The organism is Geitlerinema sp. PCC 7407, from assembly GCF_000317045.1.
Taxonomy (GTDB): Bacteria; Cyanobacteriota; Cyanobacteriia; order PCC-7407; family PCC-7407; genus PCC-7407.
The window spans coordinates 2,147,653-2,168,349 of the sequence record NC_019703.1 but is presented as its reverse complement, the minus strand read 5'-3'; the positions used below and the strand labels follow the sequence as shown (position 1 = coordinate 2,168,349).

Here is a 20,697-nt window from a genome sequence, read left to right as displayed (position 1 = left end):
TGGGGCATGTCTAGGTTCTGGCTATCTCCTCAAGGACTTGCTGAAGCGCGCTCAGGGCCACTTCAAATTCGCTCTGCAATTGCGATGATAAAGGACTGGCTCCCGAAATATCGCCGGTACGCCCAAGCGCCTCTAGCGTTCGGCAAAAGTAAGATAGGCGCTCTGCCCCTAAGCTGGCGCTGAGGGAGTTGAGCGCGTGGGCTGCCTGAAAAAGCTGCTGAGCGTTTGCTGCTTGGATGGCGATCAGGATGCTTTGGAGGCGCTGGGGCGCTTCTTCGCAGTAACTGGTGATGACGTCGGCGAGAAACTCATCGCCCCCGTCTCCGGCGATCGCCTTGAGATCGGCCAGGGTTTGGGTATCGAGGACTTTGAGGGTCGCAGCGGGGTCGGCGTTGGCCGCTTCTGGGGCAGGGCTGGGGGCGATCGCGGGCGCAACGGGCCAAAGCTGCAAACAGGCTTGGCGCAGCGCTTTGACGAGGCCTTCGAGGCGGATGGGTTTGCTGAGATAGTCGTTCATCCCGGCGTCTAGGCACAGTTCGCGATCGCCCTGCATGGCGTGGGCCGTCATGGCAATGATGTAGGGGTCTTTGAGTAGGGTCGGATCTTGACGCCGAATCCAGCGCGTCGCCTCTAGGCCGTCCATTTCGGGCATCTGGACATCCATCAGCACCACGTCGTAGGGCTGACGCCGGAGGGCCGCGATCGCCTCGTGGCCGTTGTTGGCTACGTCGGCGCGGTAGCCCAGGCGCTGGAGCATTTGCAGCACGAGCTTTTGGTTGACCGGGACGTCCTCGACCAGCAGGATGTGCAGGGGATACTGCTCCGAGAGGCGATCGCCGGACATCAGCCGCGCCGATCGCTGGGGCAGCATCACCTGACCGGTCAGGAAAATCTGGGCCAGCACGTCGTAGAACTGGGACTGCTTGAGCGGCTTGGCCAGCAGCGCCGTGACGCCGATGTCGGCGATCGCCTCCGGTGAGGGAGACTCGATCCCCGTGCTCATGACCACAATGGGCAGGCCCTGCCCACCCGGCAGCTGCCGAATTTGGGCTGCTATGTCAAAGCCGTTGCCGCTGGGCATTTGATGGTCCAAAATCACCAGGTCATACTGGCTGAGCTGATGGAGATGGGCGATCGCCTCGGCCCCAGAAGCCGCCGTTTGGACCTGCATTTCCCATTCCTGGATCTGCCGGGCGATCGTCTCGCGCGTCGTCTGATTGTCATCCGCCACCAGGACCCGCTTGCCCTTCATCTTCGGCAACACATTCGACCACACATCCTCACTCATCGGCTCAGAAATGCTCTGGAGCCGCACCGTAAAGTGGAAGGTCGAGCCGACCCCAACTTCGCTTTCGACCCACACCCGGCCCCCCATCATCTCGCAGAGCCGCTTGCTGATGCTCAGGCCGAGGCCCGTACCGCCATAGCGCCGCGTCATCGAGCTGTCGACCTGGCTAAAGGGCTGAAAGAGGTGCCGCAGCTGATCGGGATGAATGCCGATTCCCGTGTCGTGAACGGCAAAATGCAGCTTGTAGCACCCCCCATTCGAGCAAGGCTGGGACTCCACCGACACCATCACCTCGCCCGCCTGCGTGAACTTGATGGCGTTGCTGAGCAGGTTTACCAGGACCTGGCGCAGCCGAGTCACGTCCCCCTGGAAGTGCAGCGGAGTCCCCGACGCGATCCAGCAAATCAGCTCCAGTCCCTTTTTGGTGGCCTGGGTGGCGATCAGGTCGAGGGCGTCCTCCACGCAGCGCCGCAGATTAAACCGCTGCTCCTCCAGGTGCAGCTTGCCGGACTCGATCTTCGAGAAGTCCAAAATGTCGTTGATCAGCGTGAGCAGGACCTCGCCGCTGCTGCGAATGGTCTCTACGAAGTCCATTTGCTGGGGGCTGAGCTCGGTGTCAAACAGCAGACTCGCCATGCCGATCACCGCATTCATCGGCGTGCGAATCTCGTGACTCATCATGGCCAAAAAGTCACTCTTGGACCGGTTAGCCGCGTCAGCTTCTCGCTTTGCCGTTTCTAAGGCTGCGTTTTTGGCGACGAGTTCTTCGCGCTGCTCCACCGCTTGTTCGAGGAGGTGGGCCTGGGCCAGGGCAATGCCCATCTGGGCCGCTACGGCCTCCAAGAGCTCCACTTCTTCGGTGGCCCACTGGCGCTGGCGATCGCACTGGTGCAGCACGATCGCCCCATTCGCCTCGCCCAAATAAGACGTGCGCACCCCCAGCAGCGACTGGGCCTCAGCGGGGCAAATAAACTCGCGATCGTCACAGCAGTTGGACCGATCCGAAAGGGCGATCGCGCGATCGCTCGCCATCATCTGCGCCACCAGCGGGTGAGCCCCCTGCACCGTCTGCCCCATCGACGAAACACAGCCCTCTCGGAAATACTCCGCCGCGCACAAAACAGCGGACGGACCCTCTTCCAAGCAGCGATAAATCAGGCACCGATCCACCCCAAAGGCCGCCCCGATCTGCTGGGCTGCAATCTCAAAAATCTCTCGCTGATCTAGGCTTTGGCGGATCTCCTCCGTGAGACGCTGCAACAGGAGCGTTTTTTGGAGCTGTCGCGCCAGGGCTTCCTCAGCGTGCTTGCGCTCCGTGATATCCTCGGCGATCCCCACAAACCGCAGCATGAAATCCGGCTCATCGGCCACCGGAAACGATCGCGCCCGAATCCACCGGATCTCTCCGCTGGGCCGCACGATCCGATAGGTTTCATCAAAGACCATCCCTTCTGCCTGATGGCGAGTGACCAGAGCCGCCGTGGTTCGCTCTCGATCGTCAGGATAGATAGACTCTATCCACGCGCTGGAGTCGGCATACAGCTCATCACAGCTGCGGCCCCAGATCTCCTCATAGGCTGGACTGACATAAATCATCTCTCCGGCCTGGGAGACAATAAAAAAGACCTCTCGAATCTTTTCAGCTAGCTGGCGAAACTTGGCTTCGCTCTCTCGCAGCGCATTTTCGGCCTGCTGCCGGTGAGTAATATCAATGGCCACGCCCCCCAGCAGCGGCGGGTCATCTCCTACCGTAATGGGGAACTTGTACACCAAGAAATCCTTGAGGCTGCCATCGATATGGAAACCACTCTCGATCGTCTCCAGCACCTGCCCCGTCTCTAGGACATACTGGTTGTTTTCAAAATACTGCTGGGCGAATTCTGGCGGAAAGAGATCAAATAGCGTCTTGCCCGTGATTTCATCGGCACCGACGTGGACGCTGAGGGCATAGTTATCGTTGAAATAACAAAAACGCCCCTCGGCATCCATGATCCAGGTGGCGACTGGAGTGTGCTTCATGAAGGTCTGGAAGCGGGCCTCGCTCTGGCGCAGCTCTTCCTCGATCCGCTTGCGATCGGTGATGTCTCGCACCATCACCAGCACTTCTTCGTCTCGGATCGGCACAATGCGCGTTTCTTCGTACTGCAAGCTGCCGTTGACCCAGATTTGGTGCTCATAGCTTTGCATTTGGCCGGTTTCGGTGGCTTGGCGGGCGTGGTGGAGGCGCAAGCTCGCCAGGTCCGGCGGCAAAATGTCTCGCACATTGGCCCCGGCGCGCCCCTGCTCCGGCGCGAAAACGTGGAATTCGCTGCCGACGATGCAGTCGAGGTAGGCGCCGTCGACCCGCATCCGGATCAGCAGGTCGGGGATGGCGTGAATCAGGGCGCGATTGGTGGCTTCGCTGCGCTCGAGGGCTTCCTCGGCCTGCTTGGCTTCGGTGATGTCCATTTCGATGCCGTCCCAGATCACGCGATCGCCGCCGAGCCGGCGGGGTGCAGCGCGAAAATGGGACCAGCGAATCTCGCCAGAGGGCAACTGTTTGCGAATTTTCAGATCAAAGATCGATAAAGATTGGCGCGAGAGCGCCATGGCGCGAAACAGCCGCGGCCGATCTTCCTCCACCACCATGTCAAATAGGGCTTGGGGGTTGGCCATGACCGCTTCGGGGGAGACGCCAAAGAGCCGCTCCACCCCGGCGCTGATGTAGGGGAAGTGATACTCCTGGTTGGGGCCTTCGATAAATTGGTAAATCAGGCCATTGGGCAGGTTATCTCCCAGCGATCGCAGCATTGACTCCCGCTCTTGGAGGGTGATTTCAATCTGCTTGCGATCGCTGATGTCCTTGTGAGTGCCAGCCATGCGCAGCGCGCGCCCCTCGCTGTCCCGGGCCACCACCTTACCGTAGTTTGCGATCCACTTCCAGTCGCCAGAGCGAGTGCGCACCCGATAGTCAAAGGCGTAGGGGATGGTCGGGTCTTGGAGATGGGCATTGAGAGTGTCAAATACCCAAGTCTGGTCGTCGGGGTGGATCAGCTGCTGCCAGGTCTCTAAGTGAGGAGGGACGTCGCCGGGCTGATACCCGAGCATCTCCAGCCAGCGATCGCTAAAGGTGACCTCTTCCGTCGCCAGATTCCAGTCCCACCAGCCGTCCCCGGAGCCCTCTAGGGCTAGCTGGAGCCGCTCTTCACTCTGGCGCAGGGTCATCTCCTGCTGGCGCAGGGTCTCCTCGGCTGCCTTGCGATCGCTCACATCCTCCACGACATAGGAGAACCGAGGCCGCCCGCTCTCCTCCGTCCCAACGTAATACACCGTCGCGGAGAGCCAGTGAGACTTTTGGGGCGTTATGTGCTGATACTCGAAGGTCACCGGCTGTCGGGTTTCCCAGCTTTGGCGGTAATAGCGCATCCACTGCTGGATGTGCTCTCGGGGTGCTCCCAGAGCGCTGGCTCTCTGATTGCGCATCCGCTCCACCGAGTTGCCAAAAAATCGCGCAGCCGCAGCATTATCAGACAGGTGCAGGATGTCGTCTTCTAGCAGCTCAACGACGCCCATCATCAGGGGCGACGTGTCATAGAGCCCGCCCAGGACTGCCTCCCGCTCCCGCAGCTGCGCCTCGGCCTGCTGGCTACGGCGCAGCTCCTGCTGGAGCCGCTCGTTGGCGGCGGCCAGAGCCGCTGTCCGCTCTGCGACCCGGGCCTCCAGCACTTCATTGGCTTCTTGGACCTGGCGCAGCAGCATTGCCTGCTGGATCGCGATGCCCACCTGCACCGACAGCTGATGGCTAAACTGAACTTCGGTATCTGACCAGGAGCGCTCTGCTTGATGCTGAAAAGCCAGCAGGAGGCCCCACAGGCTTTCTCCCTGGACGATGGGCACCATGAGCGCTGCCCGCACGCCCAAGTGTCGCAGGAACTGGATGCATTTGGCCGGCAGGTCCCCATGATCCAGGGTTGAAACCGCGATTCCTTGCCGCCCGATCGGCGCGCCCCACAGATCTTCGATGCACGTTTCGTCAAAGGGCTGGCCCAAAATCGAGGCGAGGGACGCGTGGGCCGACTCTACAACGACGCTGCCCTGGGCCGCAGCGCACTGATAGATCGCCACCCGATCGACCATGAGTACCTGGCGCAGCTCCTCGACGGTCGTCCCCAAGATGGTGCTGAGGTCGAGGGATGCGCGAATGCGCAGCGCCATGGTGTAGAGGAGGTGGTCCTGTTCGGCCTGGAGGCGGCACTGACTGATGCTCTCCTGGATCTGCTCTTCTAGCTCGATGGCGCGGTTGTTCAGCAGGGTGATTTTCTCGGCCTGGAGCCGGTGAACCTCTTGGCGCAGGGTTTCGATCACCACTTCGGCTTCGAGGGGGTTGATCGCTTCTAGGATGCTGCTTTGGGTCAGCAGGCCGACGAGGTGCCCCGCCTCGTCACACACCACCAAGCGCCGGATCTGGTGCTGCTGGATGGCTTGGTGGGCGAGCCACAGGGAATCCTGGGGGCGAATGGGCTGGAGCGGGTGGCTCATGACTGCGATCGCTGGCAGCGCGTGGGTATCGAGCCCTTGGCGCTGGAGCCGCACAATGTCTCTTTCGGTGAGGATGCCTACGGGCAGGAGGCGATCGCCCCCGTCTGGGGCTGGCTGCGCCACGATGATGCAGCTGACCCGGTGGTGGCCCATCTTGCGGACTAGCTCGATGACCGTCGCTTGGGGGGGTGCCCACACGGGCGATCGCACCATCACCTCTTCGACCCGCCGCAGCTTCAGCAGGTCCGACGACTGGAGGGAAGCCCGCAAACTCTCTAGGGTGACCAGCCCCGCCAGCTCCCCGGTCGCCTCCACCACCGGCAGATGCCGGATCCGATGGTGGCGCATCTGCTGCCACACCGAAAAAAGCTCATCGCGGTTGACGCTCTGGCGCGGGCGCGTGATCAGCCGGGTTTCCATCGCCTCCCCCAGGCTCACGCCCTCGATCCCGAGGCCTGTCGCCAGTCGCCGCACCAAGTCTCGCTCTGTGAAGATGCCGACGGGTCTTTGCTGATCTACCACAACCAGGCAGCTTACCTGAGCCTCAGCCATCAGGGCGATCGCTTCTGCCAAAGTTGTCTGGGGCAGCGCAACTAGAGGCTCATCAATCAGGGGCTCCGAGACGGATAAATAAGACATGAGGGCTAATACAGCAGGCAGAACACGAACAGGATCTCCAGCAGAGTTCCAGTCCCCGGCAGGTCTCGGAGGGAACCCTACTGCTCCCTAGTGTCCCCCAGGAACCGTAGCGATTAACGCCCGTCTAGCCCTTCGGACCGAAATTTCTTGGATGCAGATAGGTTTTTGGTTACTGGCCAAACTGAGGCCCAAAAAATGCGCAGAAACCCATCACCGGATTTCTACGCATCGTTTTAGCAGCGTTCAGCAGGAGTCTTGAGAGAGCCTTAGTTAGACTTGGGGGACGTTTTAACAACGATCCATTTACCCGTTACCGGGTCGCGGTAGCTCGTGAAAGGGTTCTGCTTCAAAGGCTTTTGGGAAACGCGAGGCCGTTGCATCGTCATCATTGTGATCACTCCTGGGGTCACTGAGTCCGCGGCGCGTGCTTCTGGGGACACTGCCAAGGCTAAATTCGTTCAGCAACTCCTTTCTAGGTGATGCTGGGCTGAGCCTCCGTCAGGTTTGCTGATGACATTCAACCTGAAAGATCAAAACCGGGGCCGAGTCCAAAATCAGAGAGAACAATAGAGTGCTATCTAATACTGTGCAGAAGTTGGCGAGAGTTCCGGTGATATTGAAGCGAGTCTCTCTGTGATCTTGGGATCAAATTTGAGTAATCCACATCACATTTTCTTGGGACACGAGCTGCTGCGATCGCCGCCCCACCGGATGCTAAGGGAATGGGGGGTCTGACCCCTCGGCGATCGCAGCGCCCGAATTTCCGACAAAAAATGCTGCAAAGCGCCATGACACATTCTTTTCACTTCACTGTCACGGCGCTGTCACAAGCAATTTCTACAGTAGAACTCAAGAGCAGAGATGAAAGAAGCGGTGAGTACCCTGCGGGGTTCATCTGCGTGATCACCGAAGGGCTGTGGTAACTATCAAACCACACCCTTGGTGACCTTCTTCCATCGAGCTGCCAGAACCTAATCTTGGTTGGGAGAGCCACCACACTATGGATCATCTGCATACCCACTCATTTCGTGACGGCACGTCCCCGGTCAAACGCATTGCAACGGGGCTGTCGTTGATGCTGTTGGGGGCAGGCGCCGCAACCGTTGGCCTCTATGGAATGCAAAGTTCCCGGGTCTCGGCGTGGACCCAGTCGATCGCCCAGCTTCCTCAGGCGGAGCCGCGAGAGGCCGCGCCGATCGCGCCGATCTCCGCCAACAGCAACTTCGTTAGTCAAGTTGTCCAGCAGGCAGGACCCGCCGTTGTCCGTATCAACGCCTCTCGCACCGTTCACACAGAACTGCCAGAAGCCTTTCGCGACCCGGCTTTTCGGCGCTTCTTTGGGGCTGAAATTCCCGAGGGGCCGTCTGAAGAGATTCAGCGCGGCATTGGTTCGGGCTTCATTCTCGATCAGTCTGGCCACATCCTCACCAATGCCCACGTTGTGGCGGGAGCAGACTCCGTCGAAGTCACCCTCAAAGACGGGCGCACGCTCCAGGGTAAGGTACTCGGAAGCGATCCGGTGACCGATGTGGCAGTGGTCAAGGTGGAGGCGACTGGTTTGCCGTCCGTCCGCCTCAGCGACTCGGAGGCGATCCAGCCCGGAGAGTGGGCGATCGCCATTGGCAATCCCCTGGGCCTCGACAACACCGTCACTGTGGGGATCGTCAGCGCCACCGGGCGATCCAGCGGCCAAGTCGGCATCCCGGACAAGCGAGTCGACTTTATCCAGACCGACGCCGCCATCAACCCCGGCAACTCCGGCGGCCCTCTCCTCAACAGCCGCGGCGAGGTGATCGGGGTCAACACGGCGATCATTCAGGGAGCCCAGGGCATCGGTTTTGCGATTCCGATTAGTACTGCCAAGCAGATCGCCGATCAGCTCATCGCCACGGGCCGGGCCGAGCACACCTATCTGGGGATCCAAATGGTGACTCTGACGCCGGATGTGCAGCGCGAGCTTGCCAACACGACGGATCTTCCCTTCACGGTCCGCGCCGACACTGGGATTTTGGTAACCAACGTTGTGCCGGGCTCCCCAGCGACTCAAGCCGGCCTGCAGGCCGGGGATGTGATAACGACGGTGGATGGTCAATCAGTGAAGGATGCAGCCGAGATTCAGAAGCTGGTGTCGCAGCAAAAAGTAGGCGACGAGGTGAAGCTCCAGGTCCAAAGAGGCGATCGCTCTCTTGGCCTCACGGCTCGCCTGGGGACACTGCCTGCCCAGCCCAGCTCCTAACGCTTCTGAAAACCAGACAATGAGTGGCCTATGGTTTTTGGTTTTGCCAAAAAGTCTTGATATGGACATAGGCCGCTTCTGGTGCTAATTGGCCCTGCTGCTCAAGGGTGCAAATGTAGTCGATATAGGCCGCAAATTCCCCCCGCTGCTGGGGGAGAAATGCTAAGGCTTGCTTGAGAGCGCCATCCTTAGTCCAGCGTTGATCCTGTTGGTCAAACAAAACCATAACAATCCTTGCCTCCAGCCCTTGCAAGTTTTTTTAACTAAAGCAGCAGAAGCCTCACGCCATCATCTTTGATTTGGCGCTGAGTGAATGCGAGCGAGATGACGACACCCCTCTGACCGATGCCGCAGGTGCGGGACGGAGAGGTGGAGCAAACGAGTAAAGTGTTCATGATGCAAAACGGGCTTGATAAACTCAGGCTCAGGATTTGAGCGAATCGCCGCCCTAGCATCTGACCCTTGACAACCTGGAGTTGGGGGTTCTGCCTGGAAACAGACGATTTGTCGTTGCTTCTGTGAGCAGGTAAAAGTCCAGCAGTACAAAGGATGAACAAACCTCTTTAGTATTGTTCCGGTGCGGTGGGGCATCTCGTATCGTCGATAAAGCCCAGGACACGCCCGATGGGATATCAGGGGTCACTGAGAAGCCCGTGCTCTACGCGTCAGCATGAGCGCGGGAGTATGTCACAAGATACTCTTTTCCCTCGCTTGGGCCTAGCAAGGTTTCATTTTGGCGATAGATCTTCATCTTTTTCTAGAAAAATTTATTAAGCGTTATATTTTGGCGGGCGATCGCCTAAAAAGGCCTAAAATCAGCATTTTTGCGAGCTTTAGCGCCCGCCAAAAAGAGCGATCTTTTACCCAAAATTTTTAATTAAAGTACGCTGGAAGAATGAGTATGATGCTTTTGAGCTAGAGACCACAGGACTAGGGCGTATAGTCAAAGGTGATCTCAGAAGGGGTGGTATCGATCTGGCTGACTGATCGCTGGCTAGGGAGCTGGCGGCTGTCAAGGCAGCGCTGCGAGGAGGACTGGGAGTATAAGATTTGCGGTAGATATCTCTTTGATGGGTCGCTTTGGGTGAGCGGATCTCTGACAGGGCAGCGATCGCGCTGAGGTATCTGAATTGAAGCTGTCGCCGACCCAACTGGATGATGCCAAAATCACCCGGTCGTTTGGGCTTTCTTTGAAAGCTTTTTCGCCATGATAGGGAATAATGGCTTTTGCGCCAACCTGAAGTCGGAGGCTCCACTGCAATGCAGACCTATCCCTTCCCCACTATTTCAGGCTACTGTCTGGTCGAGACGCTCTATGAGAGTCCTCGCACCATTCTTTATCGCGCGGTGCGGGAAGCGGATCAGCGGCCAGTGGTTCTCAAAAGCCTCAAGCGAGAATATCCCAGCCTGCGAGAGCTGCTGCATCTCAAAAATCAGTATGGCATTGCCAAGCATCTAGAGGGCGATCGCTTTGTCCAAATCTATGGTTTGGAGCGATATCGAAACGGCTATGTGCTGGTAATGGCCGATGATGGCAGCATTTCTCTAAGTCAGTATGCAGCGGCTCAGCCATTGGATCTAGAGATATTTTTTGCGATCGCCTTACAGATGACTGAGGTGCTCGAATCTCTCTATCAGCATCACATTATTCATAGAGATATCAAACCCGATAATATTCTGATTCATCCGGTTACCCGCCACATCAAGCTGATTGACTTTAGCATTGCCTCTTTGCTGCCCCGAGAAAGCCAGGAAATGCCCATTCCGCAGACGCTAGAGAGCAGCCTGGCCTATCTCGCGCCTGAACAAACAGGGCGAATGAATCGGGGCATTGACTATCGCGCCGACTTTTATTCCCTAGGCGTTACGTTCTATGAGCTGCTGACGGGCCAGATCCCCTTCAACTTCGAAGATCCCATGGAGATGGTCCATGCCCATCTGGCGCGCCAGCCCATCCCCATCCACCAGCTGCGTCCGGCGGTCCCGGAGGGGCTCTCGGCGGTGGTGACCCGGCTGTTGGCCAAAAATGCGGAGGATCGCTACCAGAGCGCAACGGGGCTGCGGCACGATTTGCTGCACTGCCAACAGGTCTATCAGCAATCGGGACTGGTGCCACTTTTTGAGCTGGGGGAGCGCGATCGCAGCGATCGCTTCACGATCCCAGAGAAGCTCTACGGCCGCGACGCTGAGGTAAAAACCCTGCTGTCTGCCTTCGAGCGCGTGAGTCTGGGCACCACCGAAGTGATGTTGGTGACGGGCGCTTCGGGCATCGGCAAGACCGCTGTGATCCACGAAATCCACAAGCCGATTTTGCGCCAGCGGGGATATTTCATTCAGGGAAAGTTCGATCAGTTCCAGCACAATATCCCGTTTTACGCCCTGGTCCAGGCCTTCGAAGATCTGATGGAGCAGCTGCTGAGCGAAAGCGACGCCCAGATCGAGCAGTGGAAGCGTGAGATCCTCCAGGCCCTGGGAGACAGCGCTCAGGTCATTATCGATGTGCTGCCGGAGCTGGGGGTGATCCTCGGTCCCCAGCCGCCGGTGCCGCCGCTGACGGGGGATGCGGCCCAAACGCGGTTTAATCGGCTGCTGCAAAAGTTCATCCAGCTGTTTGCCACGCCGGATCATCCACTGGTGATGTTTATTGATGATCTTCAGTGGGCCGATAATCCTTCGCTCCAGCTTTTGCAGACTCTGCTGGGCAAGGCTGAGACCCCCTATCTGCTGGTGATCGGGGCCTATCGGGATCGGGAGGTGGGCGAATCTCACCCCCTGCGAGAGGCGATCGCGCAAATCGAGAAGGCGGGCACCATGCTCCATCGGCTGCACCTTGAGCCGCTCCAGCCCGCCGATCTCAACCAAATGATTGCTGACGCTTTGCTGTGCTCGGCGGAGACCGCAGGGCCGCTGACCCAGGTGATGTATCAGCAGACGCGGGGCAATCCTTTCTTTTCCACTCAGCTGCTGCGGGCGCTGGCCGAAGACGGTTTGGTGCGCTTTAGCCCGGAGATGGGCGGCTGGCAGTATGACATTGCAGCTATCCACAATCTCATGATGAGTGATGATGTGGTGGAGTTTGTCTCGACGCAGCTCCAGCGCCTGCCCGCCGCGACGCAAAAGGTGCTTCAGCTGGCGGCCTGCATTGGGAATCAGTTTGATCTGGCGACGCTGGCGATCGTCCATGAAAAGACGCCAAGAGACACCGCGACGGACCTGTGGCGCGCCATTCAAGAGGGGCTGATAGTCCCGCGCAACGAAAACTACAAGGTCTTTCAGCCCCTGCCCCAGGGGGGCTTGCCCGACTGGGAAGACAGCGCGATCGCCTACAAGTTTCTCCACGATCGCGTCCAGCAGGCTGCCTACAGCTTGATTTTCGCCGATGAGTGCTGCCTGACTCATCTCAAGATCGGTCAGCAGCTGCTGCGCAACACGCCGCCTCAGCAGTTCGAAGAGCGCATCTTTGAGATCGTGAATCAGCTCAATATGGGGCTGGAGCTGTTGACTGAGCCATCGGAGCGAGAGCAGTTAGCACAGCTCAATCTCACGGCCAGCCGGAAGGCCAAGGGCGCAACGGCCTATGAACCTGCCGATCGCTATCTCCAGGCTGCCCTCATGCTCCTCCCCCCGACGGCTTGGCAAGAGCACTATGCGCTCATGCTCGATGTGTACCTTGAAGCCATTGAAGCCGCCTATTTGATGACGGATTTTGGGCGGGCGGAGCAGCTGGTCGAGCAGGCTCGCCAGGGGGTGACCGACCCCCTCGACCAGGTCAAGATCACCGCCAAGCAGCTGCTGATTTTAATTGCGCAAAATCAGCTATCGACGGTTTTGGCGATCGCTCGCCCCGCCCTGGCTGACCTCGACGTCACCCTGCCCGATCCGGACACCGCTCCCCAGGACCTAGTCGCGCAGCTTCACCAGGAGATGCGCGATCGCGGCCTCACCGCCATTGAGGATCTCGCCGATCTGCCTGCCATGAGCGAGCCGGCCAAACAAGAGGCCATGCGAATTTTGACGATTTTGTTTGCGCCAGTGCTGATCGGCTATCCCCATCTGATGCCACTGCTGGCTGCCAAAATGGTGGAGCTTTGCATTCGCCACGGCAACTCTCCTCTGGCTGCCTTTGCCTATGTCTTTTATGGCTGGCTGCTGTGCGGCGTGCTGGGGGATATCGAGTCTGGATATCGGTTTGGTCAGCTGGGGGTGAGCATTTTGGAGCACTTTGCGGTGAGCGAAATTAACTGCAAAGTGGAAGAGGTTTTTGCTGGGTTTGTCAAACACTGGAAAGATCCTCTGGAAACGACGCTGGAGGCCCTCCGAAAGTCTTTCCAGTCAGCCCTTGAGGTGGGCGATCTCGAGTATGCCGGCTACAGCGGCACTATCTACTGCCACAATCTCTTTTTTGTGGGCTATCCCTTGGCCGCTGTCACCCAGGAGCAGGCAAAATATATCAGCTTCATGCGCCAAAATAAACAGGCGTTTTTGATCCTGCATACCGGCATTATTCATCAGCTAGCGCTGCAGCTGACCGATCCAGCCGCGCCGCGCGATCGCCTGATGGGCAAGGGGTTTGACGTCCAAAAGCATCTCCCCATGCTCCAAGAGAGCCAGACTGTTATGTCTCTCTTTTCGGTCTATAGCTGCCAGGCTATTTTGAACTATCTCTTTGGCAATTACGATCGGGCCCAGGACTATAGTCAGCAGGCTGAGCCCTATGTGGTGGCTGTGGGCGGCATGAATCTTTCTGCGGAGTATTACTTTTATCGGGGGCTGATTTTGCTGGCGGGGTATCTGGCCCTGGCCCCAGGCGATCGTCCCGCAGCGCTGGCGGCGATCGCGGTCTGTCAGCAAAAAGTTCAGGGCTGGGCCGAGCACGCCCCCACCAACTATCAGGCCAAAGCTGACCTGCTCCAGGCCGAACGCTATCGAGTGGAGGCGCAACCCTGGCAGGCCGCTGAGTGGTACGATCGCGCCATCCAGAGAGCCCAGGGCGCAGGGTATATCCATGAGGAGGCGATCGCCTGTGAGCGAGCCGCCGAATTTTATCTCGCCTGTGGCCGCGAAAAGCTGGCTCAGGTCTATCTAATTGATGCTTATTACGCCTATGAGCGCTGGGGAGCCGCCGCCAAGGTGGCAGACCTAGAAGCGCGCTACGGTCAGTGGCTCTCCCCGATTTTGCAAAGTCCACCGGGTTCCCTTTTGGCCTCTGGTCTAGAAGCCCTCCCAGAGCAAAATAGCCGCAGCACCACGGCCGACTCTCTCGATCTTTTGTCCGTGATCAAGGCCGCTCAGACTCTCTCCAGCGAGATTCGGCTCGATAGTCTTCTCACCGCTTTGATCGAAGTTGTGCTCGAAAACGCCGGTGCCGAGAAGTGCGTGCTGATGCTGCCCCACGCGGAGGAGTGGCGCATCGAAGGCATTGCGATCGCCCCCCAAACGGGCCAAAAATCTATTACCGTTTTGCAGTCTGTTCCGGTGAGCCAGAGCGATCAGGTGCCGGTGAGCCTCGTCAATTATGTCCGGCGTACCCAAGAAGAGATGGTGCTGGAAAACGCTGCCCACAGGCTAACTTGGGCAGATGACGCGTATATTGCTCGCCGGAAGCCCCAGAGTGTTGCGTGTTTGCCCATTCTCCATCGCGGTCAGATTGCAGGCATTCTCTATTTGGAAAATAACCAGTGCGCTGGCGCATTCACGAGCGATCGCATTCAGTTTATCAACCTGCTGAGCGCCCAGGCCGCGATCTCGCTCCAAAATGCCCGCTTTTATCAGCAGTCTCAGGACTATGCCCAAAAGCTAGAAGACTCGATTCGCGAGCTGCAAGCGATGCAGATCCAGCTTGTGCAGAGTGAGAAAATGTCGGCTTTGGGCGGCTTGGTGGCGGGGGTGGCCCACGAGATCAACAATCCGGTGGGTTTCATCGCTGGCAATCTCACTCCTGCGCGGAACTATGTCGACGATCTGCTCGGCCTGATCGATCTCTATCAGGAAACCTTTCCAGAGCCAGGGCCCGATATTCTCGAAGAGATCGAGGCCATGGATCTGAACTATATCAAAGAAGATTTGCCCAAGCTCTTGGCGTCTATGCGGGAGGGCGTAAACCGGATTCGCAGCATCAGCATGAGTCTGCGCACCTTCTCGCGGGCAGACAGCGATCGCCAGACGCCCTTTCAGCTTCACGATGGCCTAGAGAGCACCATCTTGATCCTCAAGCACCGCCTGAAAGCCAACGGAACTCGCCCTGCGGTGGAGATTGTGCGAGAGTATGGCGATCTGCCGCCGATTCGCTGCTTTCCTGGCCAGATCAATCAGGTCTTTATGAATCTCCTGGCCAATGCCATTGATGCTCTTGAAGAGTCCAACCGCGATCGCACCTTTGAAGATCTGCAAAAAAATCCCAACCGGATCACCATCCGCACAGAGCTCCATTCTCCCCAGGTGGTGATTCGCATTCAGGACAACGGTCCGGGTATCTCTGAGGAAATCCGCGATCGGATTTTTGATCATCTTTTTACGACCAAAGCGGTGGGCCAAGGGACAGGACTCGGTCTAGCGATCGCCCATCAAATCGTCGTCGACAAGCACCAGGGAACCCTCGAAGTCTCGTCTCTGGCGGGCGGCGGCGCTGAGTTTACCATCACGCTGCCTGTCCAGGGAGTTGTCTGAAAAAGTGTGATAGAAGAGAAGGGCGAAGCTAGGAATCCCTTAGCGCAAAAAGGGAGATCTTGGATTGCGATAAACTGTCTCGGAGTCTCTTCATGGCGAGCATTTTGATCTCAGGCGGCACGATTTTGACCAGCGATGATGAAGGGCGAGTGATTGATCAAGGCTACATCATCCTTCGCGATCGCCATATTGTAGAAGTTGCCGAAGGCTCTCCCCATCCCGCCACGGTCCAAGCGGTCGACCAGGTAGTAGACGCCCAGGGAATGCTGGTCTGCCCGGGATTTATCAATGCTCACACCCATCTGTGCATGATCCTGGGGCGATCGCTCGGCAGCGATCGCGCTCTGCTGCACTGGCTTTCAGACTCCCAGATCCCTCTGATGCAGGCCTTCAAGCCCGAGGACTACGCCATCAGCATGGAGCTGGGTGCCCTCGAAAATCTCAAAGCTGGCAACACCACCATTTGCGAGGTGTTTTTTAGCCCCCACTATGACCAAGGCGTGGATGAAATCGCCGTCAATAGTCTCGATCGCACCGGAATCCGCACCGTCTTCTTTCGCTGCTCCAATGATGAGACTTTCTTGCAGGGCTTTGATGGCTTTATCGAGACCCGCGAAGAGATTGTCCAGCGCTCCGAGCACCTGATTTGTCGCTGCCAAAATCACCGCACTCAGATTGGTCTAGGGCCACTAATTCCCTGGGGTTCGACGCCGGGTGCCTTCATGGATGCTGTGCAGCTCTCCCAGGAGAAGCAGGTTCATCTCCATCTCCACACCGCAGAAACGCCGGAATATAACGATCTGGTGCGTCAGCGGACCGGCAAAAGCAATGTGGAAATGCTGGCGGATGTCGGGGCTCTGGGCGATCGCGTCATGCTCAACCACTGCGTCCATCTCTCTGAGCAAGACATGGATCTGATCGCCCAGACAGGCACCCACGTGATCCACGACCCCACCAGCAATATGATCCTCGCGTCGGGCGTAGCGCCGGTCCCCGAGCTGCGCCAGAAGGGCGTCAACGTCGGCCTCGCCTGCGACGGCCCCGCCTGCAATAACACCCAGGACATGATCCAGGTGATGAAAGATGCCGCGCTGCTGCACAAGGTCGTCACCCGCCAGCCGGAGGTGCTGGTCGCCCAAGATGTCTTTCGTATGGCCACTCGCGGCGGTGCCAAGTCCATCGGCATGGCTGACTCTCTGGGCAGCCTTCATCCGGGATTCCTGGCCGATATCATCCTGATTGATACCCAGGTGCCCCACATGACGCCTCTGCACGACCCCGTGGCGACGCTGGTGTACTCGGCGCGGGGCTCAGATGTGACGACGGTGATCGTCGATGGCCGGATCGTCATGCGCGATCGCCAGGTTCTCACCGTCGACGAAGAGGCGGTCCTCGCCAAGGCCCGAGAGCGAGCGATGAAGGCCCGCCGCCGCGCTAATCTCTAAACAAAAAGGCGGTTGATAATCCTATCAACCGCCTTTCTCCTTCATCTCACGCCATAACTCTGATTTGGTGTGAGGCTTCGGCTGCTCTAGCTAAGAAGTCAAAGAATTGCCCTCATCCCCCGACCCCTTCTCCCAATGTTGGGAGAAGGGGAGAAATTCCTTGGCTTGAGATACTTTTTAGATATTCTCTGAGCCTTCGAAAGGGTTAGGCCAAACCCACCAGTTTGGCGCTCAGGTCCCACATCTTCTGGGCTTTGGCGTCGTCACTGGCTTGGTTCGATAGCTCCTGCACGAAGGATTTTCCTTCTTTCTTTTGGCGGTTGCCCCAGCTCCAGTGGGCGCCGGACTGCCGGAACTCCGGATCGGCGACTACCTGAGCAACCCGCTCCCCTGCGAGCTCCTGGGACACATAGCCCCCCGTGATATTTTTCTGGAACCACGGGAAGATCTTCTGGAAGAGGGGGTAGCTGTTGCGGAAGAGGGGCGTATCAGCCACACAGCCCGGATAGAGGGAGGTGAAGGTGATACCCGTTTCGTTGTGATACCGCCGGTGCAGTTCACGAACGGTGATCATATTGCAGAGCTTGCTGTCTTTGTAGGCTTTACCGGCCTTGAATGGCTTACCGTCGATCATGGCGATCGGCGCTTTGAAGCCAGCTTCGAGGCCTTGGAGATCGCCCAGATCAGCGGGGGCCGGGATAGGAATCTTGCCGCCGAGTTCTTTGGAGTTGGCGGTGACGGTGCCGAGGATCACGAGACGCTTATCGTCAGCCGGAGATTTCTTGAGGTCTTCCAGCATGAGATTGCACAGCAGGAAGTGCCCAAAGTGGTTGGTCGCAACGCTGAGCTCGTAGCCCTCGGGGCTGCGCATGGGCTCCTTGAGCAGGGGCATGTAGACTGCGGCGTTGCAGACGAGGGCGTCTAGGGATTTGCCGGTGGCTCTGAAGTCATTGACAAACTTGCGCACACTGTCGAGGGAGCCGAGGTCAATGTGCAGGAGGGTGTAGCTGTCCTTGGAGATACCGACTTCTTGGGCAGCTTTTTCAGCCTTTGCGAGATCGCGGCAGGCCATGACGACGTGCCAGCCCCGCTTGGCCATGGCTTTGGCGGCGTATAACCCAACCCCCGAGGAGGCTCCGGTAATCACAACTGTTGACTTCCGATCGTGTCCCATTGTGTTCAGACTTGATTGATCACCATTGACTGTTTCTAGAATCTCACAGGACGTCCCTTGTTCTTGGGAGAGATCCCTGCGATCGCCTGGAATTGGCTCAGGGAGTGAAGTGTAGCCTCAGAGATGTCTTCATATTTCTTGACACTTGGGACAATTTTCTGTGTGAGTGGGTTTGAAGCAATCGCACCCAAAAAATCTCCCACCCAAAAAAGAAAAGAGAGTTCATTACTGTGTTAATTACCCCAAAGACAGGAGAGATTGGAGGGCGGGAGGTGTTGTATAGAGATTGTTTAGCCTCTCTCCTCCAAAGAAATCGATGAATCAAAGCGCTTCGCTCGGGGCTGACGCCCCTGCTGGCTATCTGAATCACGGCTGGATCTATCGCGATCGCGTGGACGCGGCAGGGGCGGGCCAAACCCTGCTCCAGTACTATACCCAGCGCTATCGCCACTCTAGCGAGCCGGAATGGCGCGATCGCATCGAGTCGGGCCAGATTCGCCTTGACGATCGGCCAGCCGCACCTGAGACGCTTTTGCAGCGGGGCCAGCGCTTGGCCTATCACCGCCCGCCCTGGGTCGAGCCGCCGGTGCCTCTCGACTTTGCGGTGCTCCACGAGGACGAAGATCTCTGGGTGGTCAGCAAGCCGTCGGGGCTGCCGGTGTTGCCGGGGGGCGGCTTTCTCGAGCACACGCTGCTGTGGCAGCTTCAGGTGCGCTGTCCCCGTCCGACTCCGGTGCCGATCCATCGCCTGGGCCGGGGGACATCGGGGCTGATGCTCTTGGCGCGATCGCCCCTGGCCAAGGCCCACCTGAGCCAGCAAATGCGCGATCGGCAGATCCACAAGGTCTATCGGGCGCTGGTTGGCCCCAACGTTGCGGGCGATCGCCTCTCTCTGCGCTATGCCATCGGCAAGCTGCCCCACCCCGTGCTGGGCTATGTCTACGGCGCGACGCCCGATGGCCTCGACGCCCACAGCGAATGCAAGGTGCTGCGGCGATCGCCCACCAGCACCCTGGTGGAGGTGACCATCTTCACCGGCCGCCCTCACCAAATTCGCATTCACATGGCGGCGGCGGGATATCCGCTCCTGGGCGATCCGCTCTACGGGGTGGGGGGCGTGCCGCACCTTTCAGCGGCGATCGCCCCTGGCAAGCTTCCGGTGCCGGGAGACTGCGGCTACCTTCTCCACGCCCACCGCCTCACCTTCACCCACCCGCGCACCCAGGAGCCCCTGGCCTTTGTGGCCGAGCCGCCGCCCCCTCTGGTGGGCTAGTTGGCGCTGGGGTTGCGCATCCGCTCTTCGAGATCGTCGAGGGTCTTGAGGACGAGGCGCTTGGCCTGGAGCCGCCAGCCCCACTGCTGGATCTTGAAGGCGGCAAATCCCGCCCCGGCGGTAATCACGAGGTCTAGGGGCTGAAAAAAGGAGATCCCCAGCAGCAGACTCAGTCCGGCAATGCCCCAAAAAACCAGAGCGACCGGCTGGCGCTGGGTTTCCACGAGCTGACTGACAAAGTCGGTGGGCATCTCTTCGAGCAGCGCCGCCTTGACCTGCTCTTGCTCTTGCCGCGATACCGAGATGCCGATCTTTTGCCGCAGCTTCTCGATCTTCCGGGCGTCGGTGCTGTACTGGGTTAATTCGTCCTCGGCCATGAGAACTAGGCGCTCTAGCTGTCCCATTGGGGCTCCTGTGGTGAGTGTTTGGGGGCGATCGCCCTTTAGGGTGGAAAAATCACCCTAGGCTGGCTGATCCCCAGCTAGGGCAATTGTCCCGCGAGGGCTGGCTGGGTGGCAACCACAGCCCCAAGGCCGAGGTTTTTTGATAGAGTCAGGCTGCGTTGAGAGATCGTTGGGAGATCGCGGGAGAGAGAGATGACAAACGCAACCATCTTGGGATGTGGCTACGTCGGCAAAGTTGTGGCGAAAGAGTGGCGATCGCGCAATCTGAAGGTCACCGCCACCACCACAACGCCGAGCCGGGTGAGCGAATTGGCGGCGATCGCCCATCACGTCGAGGTCTTGCGCGGCCACGATGAAGCCGCCCTGCACCGCCTGCTCTCCCAGCAAGAAACTCTCCTGGTCAGCATAGGCGCCCCCGCGCCAGACGCCTACGAAGCCACCTACGACCACACCACCAAGGCCCTGGCCGCCGTCGTGCCCCATCTACCAAACCTGACCCAGATTATTTACACCAGCAGCTACTCGGTCTATGGCGATCGCCAGGGCGCCTGGGTCACTGAGGAAAGCCCCGCCCAGCCATCCCACCGCAACGGCGAGATCTTGCTAGAGGCCGAAAATCGCCTCCTCGCCCTCGCCACAGAAAACCGCGCTGTGTGTATCCTGCGTCTGGGCGGCATCCACGGCCCCAATCGCGAACTGGTCAAGATTTTTCGCCCGGTGGCTGGAACGACGCGCCCCGGCACTGGAGAAGATGCCAGTAACTGGATCCATCTAGATGACATCGTGGGGGCGATCGAGTTTGCTCGTCAGCAGTCGCTCAGCGGCCTCTACAACCTTGTCCACGACACGCCTTGGACCACGCGCGACCTGCTCGATCGCCTGTGCGATCGCCACGACCTGCCCAAGGTCTCTTGGAACCCCAGCGCTTCGAGCAACCGTCCCTACAATGCAAGGGTCTCAAACCAAAAGCTCAAAGCGGCGGGATATTCGTTTATCCACCCTGAGCTCGTGGTTTAGCCCCTCTCTAGAACTTGATCTCATCTTGAGACTCAGT

The 20,697-nt window shown here is 58.7% G+C and carries 9 protein-coding genes; 5 read left to right on the top strand and 4 right to left on the bottom strand.

Translation table 11 applies throughout. The annotated features are described in order from the left end of the window. Positions 1 to 10 precede the first annotated feature (10 nt). Positions 11 to 6,445 carry a PAS domain S-box protein gene (locus GEI7407_RS19465; RefSeq protein WP_015171831.1) on the bottom strand — a complete coding sequence of 2,145 codons (6,435 nt, stop codon included), beginning with the start codon at positions 6,443 to 6,445 and terminating at the stop codon, positions 11 to 13. A 1,000-nt stretch (positions 6,446 to 7,445) separates the two neighbouring features. Between GEI7407_RS19465 and GEI7407_RS08990 the strand changes: the two genes are divergently transcribed. Next, positions 7,446 to 8,681 carry an HhoA/HhoB/HtrA family serine endopeptidase gene (locus tag GEI7407_RS08990; protein ID WP_015171830.1) on the top strand — a complete coding sequence of 412 codons (1,236 nt, stop codon included), beginning with the start codon at positions 7,446 to 7,448 and terminating at the stop codon, positions 8,679 to 8,681. Positions 8,682 to 8,709: 28 nt separating this feature from the next. Here the strand turns inward: GEI7407_RS08990 and GEI7407_RS08985 are convergent, their stop codons facing one another. Continuing rightward, positions 8,710 to 8,907 (bottom strand): hypothetical protein, encoded by a 198-nt coding sequence (locus GEI7407_RS08985; RefSeq protein ID WP_015171829.1) that lies wholly within the window; start codon positions 8,905 to 8,907, stop codon positions 8,710 to 8,712. Positions 8,908 to 9,941: 1,034 nt separating this feature from the next. Here GEI7407_RS08985 and GEI7407_RS08980 point away from each other — a divergent pair. Together GEI7407_RS08980 and GEI7407_RS08975 are read left to right on the top strand one after the other, a co-directional pair. Continuing rightward, positions 9,942 to 15,347, top strand: coding sequence for an ATP-binding sensor histidine kinase (locus GEI7407_RS08980; protein WP_015171828.1), 5,406 nt, complete (start codon positions 9,942 to 9,944; stop codon positions 15,345 to 15,347). Between the two features lie 92 nt (positions 15,348 to 15,439). Then, positions 15,440 to 16,792, top strand: coding sequence for an amidohydrolase family protein (locus GEI7407_RS08975; protein WP_015171827.1), 1,353 nt, complete (start codon positions 15,440 to 15,442; stop codon positions 16,790 to 16,792). Positions 16,793 to 16,997: 205 nt separating this feature from the next. On the opposite strand, the gene GEI7407_RS08970 is transcribed toward GEI7407_RS08975, so the two are convergent. Further along, on the bottom strand, positions 16,998 to 17,966 hold the full coding sequence (locus GEI7407_RS08970) for a protochlorophyllide reductase (RefSeq protein ID WP_015171826.1): 969 nt from the start codon (positions 17,964 to 17,966) through the stop codon (positions 16,998 to 17,000). Positions 17,967 to 18,282: 316 nt separating this feature from the next. Between GEI7407_RS08970 and GEI7407_RS08965 the strand changes: the two genes are divergently transcribed. Beyond that, a complete protein-coding gene (locus GEI7407_RS08965; RefSeq protein ID WP_015171825.1) occupies positions 18,283 to 19,239 on the top strand; it encodes an RluA family pseudouridine synthase in 957 nt (318 codons plus the stop codon). On the opposite strand, the gene GEI7407_RS08960 is transcribed toward GEI7407_RS08965, so the two are convergent. Further along, positions 19,236 to 19,643, bottom strand: a complete 408-nt coding sequence (locus tag GEI7407_RS08960; RefSeq protein WP_015171824.1) for a hypothetical protein — start codon at positions 19,641 to 19,643, stop codon at positions 19,236 to 19,238. The genes GEI7407_RS08965 and GEI7407_RS08960 overlap by 4 nt on opposite strands. A 192-nt stretch (positions 19,644 to 19,835) precedes the next feature. Here GEI7407_RS08960 and GEI7407_RS08955 point away from each other — a divergent pair, with 192 nt between their 5' ends. Next, positions 19,836 to 20,660: an SDR family oxidoreductase gene (locus tag GEI7407_RS08955; RefSeq protein ID WP_015171823.1), complete on the top strand. Its 825-nt coding sequence runs from the start codon at positions 19,836 to 19,838 to the stop codon at positions 20,658 to 20,660. The last annotated feature ends 37 nt before the right edge of the window (positions 20,661 to 20,697 follow it).

What these genes read in the sequence shown, in the direction of transcription:
- GEI7407_RS19465 (WP_015171831.1), bottom strand. Translation starts at nt 6,445, where the DNA reads ATGTCTTATTTATCCGTCTCGGAGCCCCTGATTGATGAGCCTCTAGTT.
- GEI7407_RS08990 (WP_015171830.1), top strand. Translation starts at nt 7,446, where the DNA reads ATGGATCATCTGCATACCCACTCATTTCGTGACGGCACGTCCCCGGTC.
- GEI7407_RS08985 (WP_015171829.1), bottom strand. Translation starts at nt 8,907, where the DNA reads ATGGTTTTGTTTGACCAACAGGATCAACGCTGGACTAAGGATGGCGCT.
- GEI7407_RS08980 (WP_015171828.1), top strand. Translation starts at nt 9,942, where the DNA reads ATGCAGACCTATCCCTTCCCCACTATTTCAGGCTACTGTCTGGTCGAG.
- GEI7407_RS08975 (WP_015171827.1), top strand. Translation starts at nt 15,440, where the DNA reads ATGGCGAGCATTTTGATCTCAGGCGGCACGATTTTGACCAGCGATGAT.
- GEI7407_RS08970 (WP_015171826.1), bottom strand. Translation starts at nt 17,966, where the DNA reads ATGGGACACGATCGGAAGTCAACAGTTGTGATTACCGGAGCCTCCTCG.
- GEI7407_RS08965 (WP_015171825.1), top strand. Translation starts at nt 18,283, where the DNA reads ATGAATCAAAGCGCTTCGCTCGGGGCTGACGCCCCTGCTGGCTATCTG.
- GEI7407_RS08960 (WP_015171824.1), bottom strand. Translation starts at nt 19,643, where the DNA reads ATGGGACAGCTAGAGCGCCTAGTTCTCATGGCCGAGGACGAATTAACC.
- GEI7407_RS08955 (WP_015171823.1), top strand. Translation starts at nt 19,836, where the DNA reads ATGACAAACGCAACCATCTTGGGATGTGGCTACGTCGGCAAAGTTGTG.